Annotated in this window: 11 protein-coding genes and 1 pseudogene; 8 read left to right on the top strand and 4 right to left on the bottom strand. The window is 69.5% G+C overall.

The annotated features are described in order from the left end of the window. The first annotated feature begins 177 nt into the window (after window positions 1-177). The 3 genes from ACZ4LX_RS32315 (at window position 178) to ACZ4LX_RS32305 (ending at window position 5,511) form a co-directional block, all read left to right on the top strand. On the top strand, window positions 178-1,560 hold the full coding sequence (locus tag ACZ4LX_RS32315; RefSeq protein ID WP_467650487.1) for a glycoside hydrolase family 18 protein: 1,383 nt from the start codon (window positions 178-180) through the stop codon (window positions 1,558-1,560). 68 nt (window positions 1,561-1,628) lie between these two features. After that, window positions 1,629-2,744: a threonine synthase gene (locus ACZ4LX_RS32310; protein WP_467650488.1), complete on the top strand. Its 1,116-nt coding sequence runs from the start codon at window positions 1,629-1,631 to the stop codon at window positions 2,742-2,744. A gap of 172 nt (window positions 2,745-2,916) precedes the next feature. Then, window positions 2,917-5,511 (top strand): discoidin domain-containing protein, encoded by a 2,595-nt coding sequence (locus tag ACZ4LX_RS32305; protein ID WP_467650489.1) that lies wholly within the window; start codon window positions 2,917-2,919, stop codon window positions 5,509-5,511. Here ACZ4LX_RS32305 and ACZ4LX_RS32300 read toward each other — a convergent pair. Then, window positions 5,498-6,388 (bottom strand): DMT family transporter, encoded by an 891-nt coding sequence (locus ACZ4LX_RS32300; protein WP_467650491.1) that lies wholly within the window; start codon window positions 6,386-6,388, stop codon window positions 5,498-5,500. The genes ACZ4LX_RS32305 and ACZ4LX_RS32300 overlap by 14 nt on opposite strands. A 49-nt stretch (window positions 6,389-6,437) precedes the next feature. On the opposite strand from ACZ4LX_RS32300, the gene ACZ4LX_RS32295 reads away from it, so the two are divergent. Continuing rightward, window positions 6,438-6,962 (top strand): MarR family winged helix-turn-helix transcriptional regulator, encoded by a 525-nt coding sequence (locus tag ACZ4LX_RS32295; protein WP_467650492.1) that lies wholly within the window; start codon window positions 6,438-6,440, stop codon window positions 6,960-6,962. Window positions 6,963-8,202: 1,240 nt separating this feature from the next. Then, window positions 8,203-9,015 (top strand): acyltransferase, encoded by an 813-nt coding sequence (locus ACZ4LX_RS32290; protein ID WP_467650493.1) that lies wholly within the window; start codon window positions 8,203-8,205, stop codon window positions 9,013-9,015. 170 nt (window positions 9,016-9,185) lie between these two features. On the opposite strand, the gene ACZ4LX_RS32285 is transcribed toward ACZ4LX_RS32290, so the two are convergent. The 3 genes from ACZ4LX_RS32285 to ACZ4LX_RS32275 are packed head-to-tail and all read right to left on the bottom strand — an operon-like array spanning window position 9,186 to window position 12,701. Then, window positions 9,186-10,250, bottom strand: a complete 1,065-nt coding sequence (locus ACZ4LX_RS32285; protein WP_467650494.1) for an NAD-dependent epimerase/dehydratase family protein — start codon at window positions 10,248-10,250, stop codon at window positions 9,186-9,188. 4 nt (window positions 10,251-10,254) lie between these two features. Further along, on the bottom strand, window positions 10,255-10,971 hold the full coding sequence (locus ACZ4LX_RS32280) for an IspD/TarI family cytidylyltransferase (protein ID WP_467650495.1): 717 nt from the start codon (window positions 10,969-10,971) through the stop codon (window positions 10,255-10,257). Between the two features lie 5 nt (window positions 10,972-10,976). Then, window positions 10,977-12,701: a CDP-glycerol glycerophosphotransferase family protein gene (locus ACZ4LX_RS32275; protein WP_467650496.1), complete on the bottom strand. Its 1,725-nt coding sequence runs from the start codon at window positions 12,699-12,701 to the stop codon at window positions 10,977-10,979. Window positions 12,702-13,679: 978 nt separating this feature from the next. On the opposite strand from ACZ4LX_RS32275, the gene ACZ4LX_RS32270 reads away from it, so the two are divergent. From ACZ4LX_RS32270 to ACZ4LX_RS32260, 3 genes and pseudogenes are all read left to right on the top strand, one after another. Further along, a complete protein-coding gene (locus ACZ4LX_RS32270) occupies window positions 13,680-14,309 on the top strand; it encodes a hypothetical protein (RefSeq protein WP_467650497.1) in 630 nt (209 codons plus the stop codon). Window positions 14,310-14,747: 438 nt separating this feature from the next. Then, window positions 14,748-16,492, top strand: a pseudogene (locus ACZ4LX_RS32265) (HAL/PAL/TAL family ammonia-lyase). A gap of 176 nt (window positions 16,493-16,668) precedes the next feature. After that, window positions 16,669-16,974: NAD(P)H-binding protein (locus ACZ4LX_RS32260; RefSeq protein WP_467650498.1), on the top strand; the 306-nt coding region annotated here is incomplete at its 3' end.

The following is a 16,974-nucleotide window of genomic DNA, read 5'->3' as shown; positions in this document are numbered from 1 at the left end:
GATGATTCGCGGTGGACGCGCGCATACCCCCATCCCGGCCCGCCAAGGATTCCCCGACCGTTGAACGCCCCTTCCCCCTTGACCCCGTTTGGTCCAGACCAATAGTTTCCTCTCCACACAGCACGGCCACGCACCTCTCAGCACCTGCCTCCGCACACGCACACAGGAACGGGCCTCATGCGTCGAAGAACCCTGTCCGGACTGGCCATTGCCGCCTGCGCCCTCTCGCTGGCAGCTACCCTCTCCCCCGCCGCCAACGCCTCCGCGGGCCACGGCACGGACCGCGGGAACAACCACCACGGCTCCGCGCCCGCCTACAAGCGCGTCGGCTACTTCACCCAATGGGGCGTCTACGGACGCGACTTCCAGGTCAAGGACCTGGAGACGAGCGGCACGGCGGCCAAGCTCACCCACATCAACTACGCGTTCGGCAACGTCAGCGCAGACGGCAAGTGCTTCACGGGCAACGTGCCCGGCGAGGCCGACGCCTGGGCCGACTACGCCCGCCCGCTCGACGCGGCCGGCTCGGTGGACGGCGTCGCCGACACCGACGGCCAGGCCCTCGCGGGCAACTTCAACCAGCTGCGCAAGCTCAAGGCCAAGCACCCCGGCCTCAAGGTGATGATCTCGCTGGGCGGCTGGAGCTGGTCCACCCACTTCTCGGACGCCGCCCGCACCGCCGCCTCACGCAAGGCCTTCGTCTCCTCCTGCATCGACCTGTACATCAAGGGCAACCTGCCGGTGGACGGGACGCGCGGCGGCGAGGGAGCCGCGGCAGGCCTCTTCGACGGCGTGGACATCGACTGGGAATGGCCGGGATCCGCCGGTGACACCGACACGGTGTACCGCCCCGAGGACAAGCGGAACTTCACGGCGCTGGTGCACGAGTTCCGTACCCAGCTCGACGCGTACGCGAAGAGCCAGGCCGCCTCGCGCAAGGGCGGCCACCACGGTGCGAAGCCCAGACACTACGACCTCTCGGCGTTCGTCCCCACGGCCCCCGAGAAGATCGACGCCGGCTTCGACGTCCCCCGCATCATGCGGGACTTCGACTTCGTCAACCTCCAGGGCTACGACTTCCACGTCTCCGGCGAGAAGACGACGGCCCAGCAGTCCGCGCTCCGCGCGAAGGGCGACTTCAGCGTCGACCAGACCGTGCGCGACTGGCTGAAGCGCGGCGCCCCGGCCCGCAAACTCGTGATGGGGATGCCGTTCTACGGTCAGGGGTGGACCGGTGTGACCGGCGGTGGCGACGGCCTCGGCCAGCCCGCCGCGGCCCCCGCGCCCGCCACCTGGGCGGCCGGTTACGAGGACTACAAGGCCCTCAAGGAACTGGCCGGATCCGGTACGTACAAGATCCACCGCAACGTCCGCGACGGCAGCGCCTGGCTGTTCGACGGCACCACGCTGTGGACGTACGACGACCCGCAGGTCCTGCGCGCCAAGACCGCCTACATCCGCGACCACCGGCTCGGCGGCGCGATGTTCTGGTCACTGGACGGGGACACGGAGGACGGCGAGCTGATGACCGCCGTCGACCGGGGACTCTCCCGGCGGTAGGAACGGCCCTTCCGGGGCGGCCGCGCCGACGCGGCCGCCCCGGACTCCGCCCCGCCCCCTCGGCTGGCATGCTGGCCGCCATGCCCACCACCTACCGCTGCCCGCAGGACGGCACCCGTGCCGACGTCACCTCGCTCACCTGGTGCTGCCCGGTCTGCCGGGGTCCGTGGGACCTCGACTTCGAGAGCGCGGGCCCGCTGCTCCCGGACGCCCTGCCTGGCCGGGTCAACTCCCTCTGGCGGTACGAGGAGGTGCTGCCGCTCGCCTCCCCCGTGACCACCCTCGGTGAGGGCCGCACGCCCCTCGTGCCGCTCACCGGCACCGTCTCCGCCAAACTCGACTTCCTCATGCCGACGCTCTCCTTCAAGGACCGCGGTGCGGTGATGCTCGCCGAACTGGCACGCCGTCTCGCCCCCGAGCGAGTCGTCGCGGACAGCAGCGGCAACGCGGGTACGGCCGTCGCCGCGTACTGCGCCCGCGCCGGGCTGCCCTGCACGGTGTACGTGCCCGAGGGCACCTCCGCGAAGAAGACCGAGCAGATCCGGGCCCACGGAGCCCGGCTGGAGACCGTCCCCGGGGACCGCGAGGCGACCGCGCGGGCGGCCCGGACCGCCGCCGGCGCCCCCGGCACCTTCTACGCCTCGCACGTCTTCAACCCGTACTTCCTGCACGGCACGAAGACATACGTGTACGAACTCTGGGAGGACCTCGGCGGCCGGCTCCCGGACGCCGTCGCCGTACCGGTCGGCAACGGCACACTGCTCCTGGGCGCGGCCCTGGCCACCGCGGAACTCCTCACCCAGGGCCTGATCGACTCCCGGCCCGCCCTGATCGCCGTCCAGGCCGAGGCGGTGTCCCCGCTGGCGGCGGCCTTCCACGCGGGGGCGGACGACCTCGTGGACGCTCCGGCGGACGTCACCGCCGCCCCCACCCTCGCCGAGGGCATCGCCATCACGCGTCCGCCGCGTGCACGGGCGATCCTGGCGGCGGTACGGGAGTCGGGCGGCACCTTCCTGACCGTGACCGAGGATCAGATCCGGTCCGCCCAGCGGGATCTGGCCGGCCGGGGCTTCTACGTGGAGACCACGGGCGTGGCCTGCTGGGCCGCGGTGGGCGGCTGGACGGACCGCAGCGTCGTCGTACCGCTGTGCGGCGCGGGCCTCAAGACGGGGCTCGCCGCCTGAGGGACCGCGGGGCGCGCCCGCGCGTCAGCCGTTCGCCTGCGCGCTGCGGACCGCCCCGCGCGCCGGGCGTTCACCCGCGCGCCGCGCCCGGCCGCTTCGCGCCCCGCACGTCAGCCGTTCACCCCGCGCGCCGTGGACCGCGCTGTCGCGCCCGCCTCTCTACGTTCGTACCGTGAGCCTTTCGCGTACCTCTCTCCTCACGTCCCTCCTCGCATGCGCCCTGGTCGCGCCGCTGCCGCCCGTCGCGTCGGCAACGGCCCCGCCGCCGTCCGCTCCACCGGCCGCGGCCTGCGGCCGGGACACCGACCCCGCCTGGGCGCCAACGTCCACCGTCTTCGGCGAGGCCGCCGGCTACGACCCCTACGTCGGCAACGGCTATCTGGGGCACCGTGTACCGCCGACGGGTGCCGGGTACGCCGAGCGCGACGAGAAGACCGGCTGGCCGCTGTTCACCCCGCGCTACGACGGGGCCTTCGTCTCCGGGCTCTTCGGCCGCGAGGACGGCCTGGCGGCGGGCCGCGAGGTGGCCGCCGCGCTGCCGAGCTGGACCGGCCTCGATGTGCGGGTGGGTCAGGAGACATACGGCTCCGCCACCCCGGCCGGCCGGATCTCCCGGTACCGCCAGACGGTGTTCCTGCGCTGCGGGCTGGTGGTGACGTCGCTGCGCTGGACCACGGCCGACGGCCGCGCGACGGACCTGACGTACGAGGTGCTGGCCGACCGCGCCGATGTGCACACCGGCGCGGTGAGGCTGCGGATGACGCCGCACTGGAGCGGCACCGCGACGGTCACCGGCCGGCTCGACCCACGCGGCGCACGCCGGATCGCGCTGGAGGACGACGGGACGTTCCGCACCCGGGGCACGGGGACCGCGGGCGCGATCGTCCAGACGATGCGCCCGGCGGGGACGAACGGGCAGCCGTCCCGGGTGACCGCCGGGCGTACGTACACCTTCGAGAAGTACGTCGGGGTGGACACCGCGCTCACCTCGCGCGCCCCGCGTGCCGACGCGCGCGAGGCCTCCCGGCGCGGAGCGCGGCTCGGCTGGTCCGCCGTCCTCGCCGAGAACGCCGCAGTCTGGCGCCGGGACTGGTCGGCCGATGTGTCCGTGCCGGGCAGCCCCGATCTGCAGAAGTGGCTGCGTTCGGCCCAGTACGGGCTCCTCGCCTCGACCCGGGCCGGCTCCCGCGACAGCATCGCCCCGGCCGGTCTGACCAGCGACAACTACGCGGGCATGGTGTTCTGGGACGCGGAGACCTGGATGTACCCGGGACTGCTCGCCACCCGTCCCGAACTGGCCCGGTCGGTGGTCGAGTACCGCTACCGGACGCGCGGCGAAGCCCGTACGAATGCCGAGAAGCTCGGGCACAAGGGCCTGTTCTACCCGTGGACGAGCGCGAGCGAAGGCAGCCTCTGGTCCGAGTGCCAGAGCTGGAACCCGCCGCACTGCGTGACCCAGAACCACCTCCAGGGCGATGTCTCGCTGGCCGTCTGGCAGTACTACCTGGCCACCGGCGACCGCGACTGGCTGGCCGGCCACGGCTGGCAGCTGCTCCGGGGCATCGCCGACTTCTGGGCCTCGCGCGCCACCGCGAACGGCGACGGCAGCTACTCGGTGAAGGAGGTGGCGGGCCCGGACGAGTACAGCAACGGCGTCACCGACGGGGTGTTCACCAACGCCGTCGCGGCCACCGCCCTGCGCAACGCCACCCGCGCGGCACAGCTCCTCGGGCACCCCGCTCCGGCCGAATGGACGGAGGTCGCGGACGGCCTGCGCATCCCGTACGACCCGGAGCGCAAGCTCTATCTCCAGTACGCGGGCTACGACGGCTCGACGATCAAGCAGGCCGACACGGTGCTGCTGATCTACCCCCTGGAGTGGCCGATGGAGCCGGGCGCGGCAGCCTCGACGCTCGACTACTACGCGGCTCACACCGATCCGGACGGCCCGGCGATGACGGACTCCGTCCACGCGATCGACGCGGCCGCGATCGGGGAGCCGGGCTGTGCCACGTACACCTATCTCCAGCGTTCCGTGCGCCCGTTCATGCGCGGCCCGTACGCCCTGTTCAGCGAGGCACGGGGCGCGAAGGCGGGCGCGCAGGATCCTCTGTCCGGCTTCCCAGCCGAGGACTTCCTCACCGGCAAGGGCGGCTTCCTTCAGGTGTTCACCCACGGGCTGACGGGTCTGCGGCTGCGGGAGGACGGGGTGCGTCTGGACCCGATGCTGCCGCCGCAGCTGAGCGACGGTGTGAAACTGACGGGCCTGCGCTATCAGGGGCGTACGTACGACATCGCGATCGGCCCCCGGACGACGGAGGTCCGCCTCACCTCCGGCGCCCCCTTCACTCTCCACACCCCGTCGGGTCCCCGCTCCCTGTCCACCGTGCTCTCCCTCCCCACCCGCCGCCCGGACCTGACCCCGACCACCGACGCGGCCCGCTGCCGACCGGCGACGGCGACGTCCGAGACGCCCGGCCTGTACGCGGCGGCGGCGGTCGACGGCAGCACGGCGACGGCCTGGTCCCCGGACGGGGCGACCGGCTCACTGACGGTGGACCTGGGGCGGGCGGCCCCGGTGACGGGATTCGCGCCCCGGTGGACCGACGCCACCCCCGCCTCGTACCGACTGGAGACCTCGGCCGACGGCCGGAGCTGGCAGCCGTACCGGGCGGGCGCGGTGGCCCGCCAGGTGCGGGTGACGGTCCGCTCGGCGGATGCGGCCGAACCTACGGGCGTACGGGAGCTGTTGGTCACGCAGCCGTAGGGCGGGTGCGGCGGACCCCGGCCGGCCGTCGGCGTGCCCGCGGCCTGCCGAGCAGGATTCCGCCCAGCACGAGGACGAGCCCGCAGATCTGCCGGAGGGTGAGCGGCTCACCGGCGATCACTGTGCCGAGGAGCACTCCGGTCACCGGGTTGAGCAGCCCGACCAGGCCGACGGTCGCGGCGGGCAGATGGCGCAGCCCGGCGAACCAGGCGGCGAAGGCGAGGGCGGTCGCCACCACGGTCACGTAGCCGAACCCGAGGACGGCGGGCCCGTCGAGCGCGGGCGGCGCGCCTTCCACGGCTGCGGCGAGGGGCAGCAGCAGAAGGCCACCGGCAATCAGCTGCCAGGACGTCGACGCGAGGACATCGGTCCCGGAACCCCACCGCTTGGTGAGGATGTAGCCGAGGGAGGACATCGTCAGGGCGGCGACCGAGGCGAGGACCCCTCGGACGTCGGCCTGGACGGTCCCGGTCAGCAGCATGAGGCACACGCCGCCGATACCGGCGGCGGCCCCCAGCAGGGGGAGCAGGCCCGGCCGCTCGGCGACGAGTGCCCAGGCGATCAGCATCATGGCCACCGGTGAAGCGGCCATGATCGTCGAGGCGGTGCTCGTCGGGAGCAGTTGTGCGGCGACGTACACGAGGGCGAAGAACCCGCCCATGTTCAGGACGCCCAGGACCACGGCCTTCCACCACCAGGATCCCCGGGGCAGCTCGCGCCGGACGGCCAGGAGCAGCAGCCCGGCGGGCAGCGCCCTGATCGCGGCGCCGTACAGCGGGGTGCCGGCGGGGAGGTAGGCGTGGGTGACGTAGTAGTTGGTCCCCCAGGCCACCGGCGCGATCGCCGTGATCAGCACCCATCGCAAGGTAGCTTCCATGGAAGCTACCTTACCCGGAGATATCTTCCCTGGAAGCTACGATGGGGCCATGCCCGATTCCACCACCCCACTCCCCCTGGACCACGTGGCCCGCATCCAGGCCGAGTGGGCCCGCGAGCGCCCGGATCTCGACGTGCGCCCCCAGGGCGTGATCGGCCGGCTGCACCGGCTGGCTCTGCTGCTCACGGAGGAACTGTGCGTGGTGTACCGCCGGTTCGGCCTGAGCGAGGGCGAGTTCGACGTACTGGCCGCGCTGCGCCGGGCCGGGGAGCCGTTCGAGCGGGCCCCCGGCGAACTGGCCACGCACACCATGGTGACCACCGGCGCGATGACCAAGCGCATCGACCGCCTGGAGCGCGCCGGCCTGGTCACCCGCCGCCGCGCGGCGGACGACGGCCGCGCCCGTGTCGTCGCCCTCACCCCCGCGGGGCGCGACCTGATCGACCGGGCCTTCGCCGAGCACATGCGCAACGAACGCCGCCTCCTCGACACATTGACCGGGGACGAGGCGGCGGCACTGGAGCCACTGCTGACGGCGTGGCTGGGGCGGGTGGAGCCGCCACAGGGCGGATGAACACGGACCGGGGTCGGGCCGGCCCTCGGAGCCGGAAAACCGGGCCGAGCACAACCGGGAGAAGACCGGCGCAGATCACCATGAAAGCGGTGACGCCCCGGATCCCCGGTGCACGAAATTCCCACAGAATAGGCACCGTCGGCAATTTGCCAGAATTCCGGTCGGGCAACCGGGAAGAAACGAGCGGCACCTTGTGCTCTCAGTCAACCCGATTGCCACCACCGCCATGACGGGTACCGGAGCCCCGATCGCCACCGAACAGAGGGTGAATTCACCGAAGAAAGACTGATGCCCTGAATGAGCATCGACATTCGGCAGTCGATTGCGCCGCTTCCGCCGAACCGCGGCGCGCCTCCGGGGCGAATCCCACGATCACGCCCTGCCGGGGGCGCGACAGGGGCCGCCCATCCCCCGACCGCCCACGCCCCGGCCACCCTGCGCCGAGGGCCTACCCCTGGGCGACGCGGCCCATCAGGAGCGCACCACAGCCGGGGGTGAACACCGGAATGGCACCGAGAAGCAGTGGTGCGGCACCCCGCTGCCGTATCCGAGGCGGAATCCACCGGCCCGGCGCGGAACACCCACAGCCGATCCTTCCGTACACTCTGCGAGCGAATCCCGACAACGGCCCGCCCGCCCCCGGTTCATGGAAAACAGCCGGACCAATTCACCTCGCCGGTGTCTGCACGCACCCGGCAGCACGGGTCATTCTCCGATGAGGAGAATCACAACCGGGAGCCGCCGCGCACCCGGCGATCGACGCGGGCCGCCTCCACCCCCGCAGACCCCACGAAGAGGCACCCCACCGTCCGTGGCGGACCGGTCTCCACCGGTGATCACGGCGGTACGGGCAGCCGGACCGCGGCCCGCGACACCAAGGCGCCGGCTCGTCACCCCAGGAACGGCCCCGGTCACGGAGCATCCGCTCCCCCACCCCAACTCGCGGGAGAAGAGGGACATATCACCTTCGCGGCACCCCTCCCGCCTACGGGTGGAATCATGGAGCACGCGAATGCCAAATCATGACCAAGCACTCAATAAGCCCCTGACTGCGCATAGCGTGAACCTTCGGACATCGAAGCACGGAACCGGCAGTCGATGTAACGGTCAAGATTGGTCCGATCACGCCAAGATTCAGTAACAGAATCATCTGATAACTTAAGCCGAGATCCCTAGCCGGAATGGAGGTACGAGGGGCAGGTCCGACCCTGAACCGGTCGAGGGCATCCCTCAGATCACAATGCTGCAAGTGCGCAAGCTCGAGCGTTACAAGGACGATCAGGGAAACGAGATCGTCTACGACGGAGAGATCCGTACGGAAAAGATCGATATCCGCTTCAAGGGGTCGAACAACCGACTCGTCATCAGCCCGAAAGCGGATATCCAGGACCTACTCGTCACCTTCACGGGAGACAACGGTCAGATAGACATCGAGCAGACCACGAAGAAGCGCGCAGGCCTCCGCTTCGAGCTGCGCTGCGGGCACAAGTCCCGGATCCTGATCGGCGAGAACGTGGGCTGCGCGGGCCGCACCTTCATCTCCGCCGTCGAGGGCGTGTCCGTGACGATCGGTGCCGACGTGATGTTCGCCAAGAACATCGAGGTGCGCGGCGACGACACCCACCCGATCTTCGATGTGCGCACCGAGAAGCGTGTGAACCCGTCCCAGTCGATCGTCGTGGGCGAGCACGTCTGGATCGCGAAGCACGCGGTCGTGATGGGCGGCGTCACCATCGGCAGCGGTTCGGTGATCGGCTTCCGCAGCGTCGTCACGAAGTCCATTCCCAACAACTGCACCGCCGTGGGTTCGCCCGCGCGAGTGGTACGGCGGAACATCGCCTGGGAACGCCCCGAGGTCGTCGGGCGTCAGCCCAATGAGCTGCATCCGCGCAAGGGCGAGAAGTCCACGCAGTACTGGAACCTCACCGATGACGACGGCACTTCGGAGAAGATCGTGGTCGGGCCGAAGCCGAAGGCGGGCGGGCAGCGTCGGCTGGTCCGGCTCCTGCCTGCTCCGGTGCGGCGGCTGGCCAGGAAGATGCGCTCCTCCTGAAGCACCCGCTTTCGGCAGTTCAGCGACCCACGTATATGGCCTCGGCCCCGGACGGAAGTCCGGGGCCGAGGCCATATACGTCTGATGTCATCCGTGCGTCCGGTCCGCGCCGGTGATGTGCCGGCGCGGGCGCTGGCCGCTCGACGGGCGAGCGGCCCACGCCGGAAACGCTAGAGCGCCGGGGCGCTCGACTCCAGATGGGTCACCATGCGGTTGAGCCCGGTCGGCAGATCGACCACCGGCTTCCAGCCGAGACCGGCAAGCCGCGTGCTGTCCAGACCCTGCTTCTTGGTCAGGCTGTAGGCGCGCGCGTCGGACTCGTTGGTGAAGCGGAGCTGCTGCCCACGCTCCGGGCGCACCTCGGTGAACAGCTCGGCCAGCCGCCTGATCGAGACGAGACCGTCCGGGTCCGCGACGTTGTAGGCCACCTGGTCACCGCGGAGCAGCGTGTAGAACAGCCCCGCGATGGCGTCGGCCACGTAGGTGTAGGTCCGGACGCCGGAACCGTCGCTGTTGAGCACGATGTCCTTGCCGGCCACCACGTTCGCGGCGAAGTCGGCCTGCACCCGGCCGTCGTCCAGCGCCATGCCCGGCCCGTAGACGTGGCCGAACCTGACGACGTGGCTGTCGATTCCGTACTGCGCCTGGTACGTCGCGCAGATCGTCTCCGCCGCGCGCTTCCCCTCGGCGTAGCAGGCCCGCGGGTTGAGGATGTCGAAGCCGCCGTAGCTCTGCTCGTCGATCAGCTCGGTCTCCGGGGCCTGGGCCCCGTAGACCTCCGCCGAGGACATCAGCAGGAATCCGCGGCTGGCCTTCTCCACGCAGAGGTCGAGCAGATTGAACGTGCCCAGCAGGTTCGCCTTGATCGTCAGGACCGGCTGGCTGCCGTGCAGGGCGGGCCGCGCGGCACTCGCTCCGTGGATCACGTAGTCGACGGGGCCGGGCAGCTCCAGCGGAGCCGACACGTCCTGGACGACCAGGTGGAAGTCCGGGCGGTCGAGCACGTCCGCGAGCAGCCGCCTGGCCTTCTCCTCGTTCCGCACCAGGCCGTGCACCGTGATACCGGCGCCGTGCCGGTCGTTCAGCGCGAGGAGGGTGTAGACGACGTACGACGGCAGCATGCCGCTCGCACCCGTGACCAGCACGGTGGTGCCGGACAGCTCGCCCCACGGCAGGTCGCGGTCAAGGATCTCGTCGAGGTCGTGCGCAACGACCGGGCTGGAAACGGTGGTCACGGGGTCACGTACCTACGATCTGCTGGTTCTCAAGGATCTCGAAGAACGTCCGGCAGAGGTAGAAGTCCTCGGCCGTCGTGATCTTGATGTTCGAGCGGGGGCCGACCACACGGTAGATCTTGCGGCCGTACTTGTGCATGAGGGAGCACGAGTCGATCGTGTCGTGCTCGTCCTCGGCGACCGCTCGGTCGTACAGCGAGAGGATCTCGCCGAGCCGGAAGCTCTGCGGTGCCTGCGCGGCGTAGATGTGATCGCGCGGGATCACGTCGTCGATGTGCTCGTGCTCACTCGACACCACGGTCTCGTTGAACTTGGTGCAGGTGATGGCCGAGCCGTGCTCCCGCACCGTCTCGATGTTGGCGCTGATCAGCTTCGCGTCGATCAGCGGCCGCACGCCGTCGTGGATCAGCACGACGGTGTCGTCGGGGCACTCGGCGGCAACCGTCGAGAGGGCCTTGTGCCGCGACTCCTGGCCGGTCTTGCCGCCGTCGATGATCCACTTGACCTTCTGGATCTCGTACCGCTTCAGCAGCTTCTCCATGTATTCGCGGTACTCGGCGAGTATCGCGATGGCGATGCTGTCTATCTCGGGGTGAGACTCGAAGTGCTCAAGGGTGTGGATGATGATCGGCTTGCCGTTGACCTCCAGAAACTGCTTCGGGAGGGCACGGGAGTTCATTCGCGAACCGATACCGCCGGCAAAAAGCAAAGCAACGTTCATTGTGTCTATTCCTCCGACTGGTCGCTGAGCGGCTGGTCAGCCACCGTCGTGTCGTCCGGTACGGGGTCGAGCCAGCGGTGCTGGCCGCCCTTGTCCCTGCCACCGTGATCGCCGACCACCAGCCAGTCGATCACGCGGTCCGCCGAGTTGGTGTCGACGTAGTCGAAGTTCTCCCGCCGGAACTCCTCGACCTTCGAAAGATCGAAGTCCTCGTCCTGCAGGGCCTTGAGCAGATCATCGAAGGTCACGCAGATCGTGCCGGGGGCGACGGAGTCGTAGTCCCGGTGGAATCCGCGGATCACCGAATACGTGTCCTTGTCGTACGCGTAGAACAGGATCGGCTTGTCGAGCAGCGTGTACTCGTAGATGACCGACGAGTAGTCCGTGACGAGCACGTCGGTCACGTGCAGCAAGTCGTTCGTGTCGGGGAACGACGCGAAGTTCACCAGCCGGTCCGTGTACTCGTCCGGGATCGGCGGGGCTTCCGTGATGAAGTGGTGCATCCGGAAGAGGACGACGTACTTGTCGCCGCAGACCTCGTAGAGCTTCTCCCAGTCGATGCGGTCGTAGTCGTAGTGCGCGTCGCCGATGCTCTTCCCTCGGAAGGTCGGCGCGAACAGCACGATCTTCTTGCCGCGAAGCTGCGGGTACGACTCGAAGAAGTCGTCCTTGACCTTCTGGGAATGCTCTTCGTCGAGGAACGTGTCGATGCGCGGCAGACCGGTCGGCACGACCGCCGACTCCTCGATACCGAACGCCTCGGCGTACACCGGCACCAGGTGCTTGGACCCGGTGATCACGTAGGTGTACTTGCGGTGGGCGTTGGACAGCTTCGGCGAACCGTACTTCCCGAACCGGCTGTAGCCGACGGCCTTGAAGCCACTTCCGGCGTGCCAGAGCTGGATGATCTTGGTGTCCGGCGAAATGCTCAGATTTCCGAGAAGCCCGAAGTAGTCGTCCATCAGCACGGTGTCCGACGTCGCCAGGCGATAGATGAGGCGGAGCGTGCTCCACTTGTTCGCCGTGGCCGGTATTCGGAACGAGTGGCTGAACTCGTACTTCTTGTCGAGGCCGCGCTCGATCATCCGGTCGTGGACACGGGCCAGGTTTCCGCCGAGGCCGGTGCGCATTTCGGAGGCGAACAGGATCCGGTTGCCACGCGGCGGATTCAGGCGGCGCGCGGTCCAGTAGAAACGCTGAGCGATCTTGCGGCGCCGGGCACGCGGAAATACCTTGAGCCCTATTCGCTTGCCGATCGGCTTCTTCTTCGCCGGCTTCTTGCCCGGCCCCGCGCTGCGGAACAGCTGGTACGTCCGCATAAGGAAGTCGGGGCTGTCCAGGTCATCCGAGATCCCGAACGCGATGACGTACACGGAGCGGTTGCGGTCGTAGAGGAAGGTACGGGAGCAGACGTCGAGCTCGTCCGTGGCCGTGAGGTCGAAGTCGGCGGCCGACAGGCGCTCTTCACCGATCACCGGGACGATCCGCCAGGTGCCGTTGGGCACCTGGCGCCGGTTCTCGAAGTTGGTGACGTTGATCTCCAGGCGATGCTGTTCGGCGTCGATCTGCCGGGAGTTCACCGGGAATTCGCGCTCGTTGTCAACAATCACGAAACGGAGAGCACTAGGATCTCCACTGAAGTCCGAAACCGTCACATCGAGCGTGAGGTGCACACGCTCCCAGGAAATCGCCGCTATTGAGCAGCCCGCCATCGTGATCCTTCCGTTCATGAACCGTCGTACCTTCTACGGAGGCATGCGCGACGGCTACGGAGCCTGTCGGCGTCAGATGTGACGGTCGCCGGAGCATAGCTTACCGACTCTCGCCACCTCAAAGACGAGACGGCGGCCACAACCCCACAACAGCGGCCGAACCCACCCGTCCCAGCCCTTCCCACACACCCCTCTCAAGTGCGCCGCCACCCCTCACCATCCGGCGGGCGGACGCCACGGACTACACCGACCGATGGCCACGGCAACGGTCTGATCGCAGCTATAAACACGGATAAACCCCCATTACCTTACTGCGGACAACAGCCACCCCCGCCCGGACAACTCCGCCCGCGATTCCGCACCGTAGTGAGACGCATACTCTTCGCTGTGCGCATTCGCCCCGCACCCGGCTCCGAGGTCAGCGGGAAGCCATACGGGCCGGCCGGCATGCGCGGGATCCGAGGGAGCGCGTCCGTCCGGACGCCGCCGCCCGGCCCACGGCTGCCGGGCCGGGTCCCGGGCTCTTCGGCAATCCGCGTCGCACCAGCGCAAAGGCGCCTCGCGCGCCCACTCGCCCGGCTCTCCGGAACGGACCCCGCCCGCCTTCGGAGCGGCACCCCGAGTGACGGTATGCGCACCTTCCTCGCACAGAACGTCCTCATGGACGGAGTGCTCGGCCCACATGAACTCCGCCACACGGGCGGCGTGGTGGAGTTCACACATCGCGGCGGGCGCCGGGGCCGGGAAGCCAGGCGCGGGAAGCAGACCACCGGCCCGGCGGCGGGGCCGGGGAGCCGAGTACGGGAAGCAGACCACCGGCCCCGGCGCGGGGCCGCCCGATCCCGCACCGGGAACGCCTGCGGCCGCTCCCCCGCACCGCCCGATCCCGCGCAGGGAGTCCTGGGATCGCTCAGGTCCTGCCGGTGGCAACGGCACCACGCCTCCGCCCGGCACCGGCCGTACCCCTTTGTCAGCGGCGGCTGCTTCCATGCCGTCATGAGCACCGTGCGCGACACCACCGCCCTCCTCCCCGACCCCGACGAACTCCGCGTCCATCTGCGCGCGCTGGCCGTTCTGGACGCCGCGATGGGGGACGATCCGAGTTTCTGCCGCTACGCCTTCGACGCGACCTGGGGTCCCGGCGAGGAGGCAGCCCTGATGGACAACGGCTCGGGGGACGACTTCTCCGTCGTCTTCACCCCGGCCGGCGTTCTCGTACGCGGCTTCGACCACGAGTCGGAGATGAGCCCGTACCGCATGGACGACCCGCAGGTCTGGCCCGGTGTCGTCGACGAGGTGCCCGCTGCGCTGAGACCGCTCCTGGACGAACCGGCCTTCCGCGACGATGACATCGACATCCCCCGTGTCACCGCCTGCCTCTGGCGGGAGACCGGCGACACGGCCTGGCACACGGGCTCGGCCCTCGCCTTCCCGCCCGGCAACGAGAACCCGGACGGCTCCGGCTTCCTCTTCCACCTCCTCACCGAGCGCTCCCCCGAGGCTGTCCGGGACCACTTCGAGGACTACTACGAGCGCTCCGTCCCCCTCGAAGCCGTCCGCCACCTCCTCGCGGGGCATCCCCTGACTCCCGCGATCGCCGCGGCCCTCAATCCGGGCGCTCTCTAGGACGACGCCCCGCTCACACCGCGTCCGTCCACCAACTGCCGGGCAGCGGAGCATGCGGCCCGTGTCCCACGAGTGACCTCTGTTCCCGGTACCGGTCCCGGCCCCGTCAGTCCTACGCACCTTCCCACCCGCGTGTTCACAAGGGAACAAAGTTGCATGCGATGCATGACGCGCATGCCTTCGCCCCTCTGTTCGGAGAGCTGGTGGGGTTGTGCACTGGGTCATACGCCAACGCCGCGGGCCCGGCGAAGCCCCGCGGCGGGACCACAGCCCGTTCGCACCGTCCTGGAGCCGGTGGGCGCCGAGTGGGCGACGGCTTCGCTCAAGGACTGCCTCTACCGCACCTGATCTGCGTCCTGTCCGCGTCCCTGCAGGGGAGGCCTCATGCCCTGTGGGCCTGAGGCCGTATTACCGCCGTGAGGAGAACACGTGGCCCCGATGACGGAGAGGTCACCTTCCGTATCCCCCATGTCTCCCGGTTCCCTCATCGGCTTGTCCGACCTGGAGCGGGCGGAACGGCCGCTGGAGGTCCTCATCGATGCCGCCACCCGTGAACGCGTGCAGGTGTGCCGCGAGTTCCTGGTCCGCTGCCTGCGGGACCGGCGCCCGGTCTATGGAGCAACCACGGGGTTCGGTCCACTGGTGGGGTTCCCCGGGCGCGACAGCGCCGCAGAACAGTGCGACAACGCGCTCAATCATCTGATCGCGGGACAGGGGCCGGACCTGGAACCGGCCGTTGTGCGGGCGGCGATGCTCGTCCGGCTGCGGTCCCTGTGCCAGGGCAGATCCGGGGTGTCGCCGGCTGTCGTGGACGCTCTCGCCGATGCTCTGCGCACGGACTTCGCCCCGGCCGTGCCCCGATGGGGGTCCCTGGGCGCCAGTGGGGATCTGATCCCGCTGGCCTATGTGGCGCGCGCACTTCAGGGACATGGACATGCCTACGCCGGCGGGGAGCGCCTTATCGCCGCGCACGCTCTGGCCCGGTCGGGGCTGGCGCCGGTCGAACTGGACGGGCGTGACGCCCTGGCGCTGGTCAACGGCACCTCGCTGACAGCTGCCGCGTGCGGGCTTGCCGTCCGGGCACTGGAGCGCTCGCACCGGTGTGCGATGCTGCTGGTGGCCCTGCTCGTAGATGTCCTGGGCAGCGCCCCGGCGTTCCTCGATGCCAGCCTGCTGGGCGCCTTGGGACACCACAGGACGGAAGCCGTGGGTCATACCCTTCGTCAGCTCCTCGAAGGCACGGTCCCCTCGGGCAGCCGGGGACTCCAGGAGCCGTACAGCATCCGCTGCACCCCACAGCTCATCGGGGCTGTCGCCTCAACGCTGGACCACTGCGCCACGATCACACGGGACGACATCAACGGAATCACTGACAACCCGCTGTTCTTTCCCGAACAGGACCTGGTGGCCCACGGCGGGAACTTCTTCGGCCAGCCCACGGCGTTCTGCGCGGACACCCTCACCCTCGCCGCGGTACAGCTGGGCAACCTGGCCGAGCGGGAACTCGACCTGCTGCTCGACCCTCAGCGCACGGCGGTCTGCCACCGATGCTCGCGCGGGAGCCAGGTCGACAACACGCCCTGCAGGGCGTGCAGTTGGCTGCCACTGCCGTGATCGCGGCCATGCGGCGCAGCGCGACGCCGGCTTCCGTCCAGAGTCTGCCCACGAACCTGCACAACCAGGACGTGATCCCCTTCGGAACCCAGGCTGCGTTGAACACGCTCGACATCACCAGCATGCTGCGCTTGCTGCACGGGTCCCTGGCCGTTGCGCTGAGCCAGTCGGTGCACGTCGGGGCACGGCGGCCCACTGCCCCGCTCCTGGCGGATGTGCTGGCCCGGATCCACAAGGAGATTCCCTGCGTTGACCCCGACCGCCCGCTGGACGATGACGTGCGCCGCGCCGGCGTCCTGCTCGACGAGATCTGCACCACCCTTCCCACCGAAAAGGGGGCCTTCGCATGGAACACCCGACCGCTTGTGACCCGCACGGCGCCGGCACAGACCTCGGGCGGCTCGGCGCTGGCGGGCCCCAACGGCCGGTCCTGCCGCTGCCCGAGGAGGAGGCGGGCCCCTGCCGCCCCGGCACCCGTACTGCGTGCGACCGTCCACAGCCCTGCATCACGGTCGGCCCCCTCAGGCTCCCCATCGCCGATGGTCCGCCCTTCGCCCGCAGGCGCGTAACCGGCCCCTCTTCCCCGTAGGTGAAAGCAGTCCCCCCCGACCGAGTCGATGAACGACTGAGCGGGCGCTGCGCCGCCCTCAAGGGATCTGGGCGTATCGCCAAGTGCAGGCAGCGTAGACGCATTCCATACAACGGGACCGCCATCCGGCGTACCGAAAAGAAATGAGGCGCACGCATGGCAACACTGGTCACCGGCGCATCCGGCACCCTGGGGCGTGCGGTCAGCCGCAGCCTGACCAAGCTCGACGAGCCGCTGGTGTTGGGAACCCGCACCCCCAAGCGCCTGCCTCCGGCCCTTTCCCGTCATGCGCAGGCTCGGTACCTTGATTACGACGATCGCGGCTCTTTCAAAGCGGCCCTTGCGGGCGTCACCACGGTCTTCGTGATATTGATCAGAAACTCATTGGGTTCACTCGTCGAGGACGTATCGGACGTGCGGGGCTTTGAAGTAGCCGGTGACGATGTGGGGCTGGCGCTGTCG

This window comes from Streptomyces sp. NPDC026062 (assembly GCF_055568375.1).
This window is presented reverse-complemented; position numbering and strand designations above follow the sequence as displayed.

Coding starts and splice junctions, on each gene's coding strand:
- ACZ4LX_RS32290 (WP_467650493.1), top strand. CDS start 8,203: ATGCTGCAAGTGCGCAAGCTCGAGCGTTACAAGGACGATCAGGGAAAC.
- ACZ4LX_RS32315 (WP_467650487.1), top strand. CDS start 178: ATGCGTCGAAGAACCCTGTCCGGACTGGCCATTGCCGCCTGCGCCCTC.
- ACZ4LX_RS32270 (WP_467650497.1), top strand. CDS start 13,680: ATGAGCACCGTGCGCGACACCACCGCCCTCCTCCCCGACCCCGACGAA.
- ACZ4LX_RS32310 (WP_467650488.1), top strand. CDS start 1,629: ATGCTGGCCGCCATGCCCACCACCTACCGCTGCCCGCAGGACGGCACC.
- ACZ4LX_RS32295 (WP_467650492.1), top strand. CDS start 6,438: ATGCCCGATTCCACCACCCCACTCCCCCTGGACCACGTGGCCCGCATC.
- ACZ4LX_RS32275 (WP_467650496.1), bottom strand. CDS start 12,701: ATGAACGGAAGGATCACGATGGCGGGCTGCTCAATAGCGGCGATTTCC.
- ACZ4LX_RS32300 (WP_467650491.1), bottom strand. CDS start 6,388: ATGGAAGCTACCTTGCGATGGGTGCTGATCACGGCGATCGCGCCGGTG.
- ACZ4LX_RS32280 (WP_467650495.1), bottom strand. CDS start 10,971: ATGAACGTTGCTTTGCTTTTTGCCGGCGGTATCGGTTCGCGAATGAAC.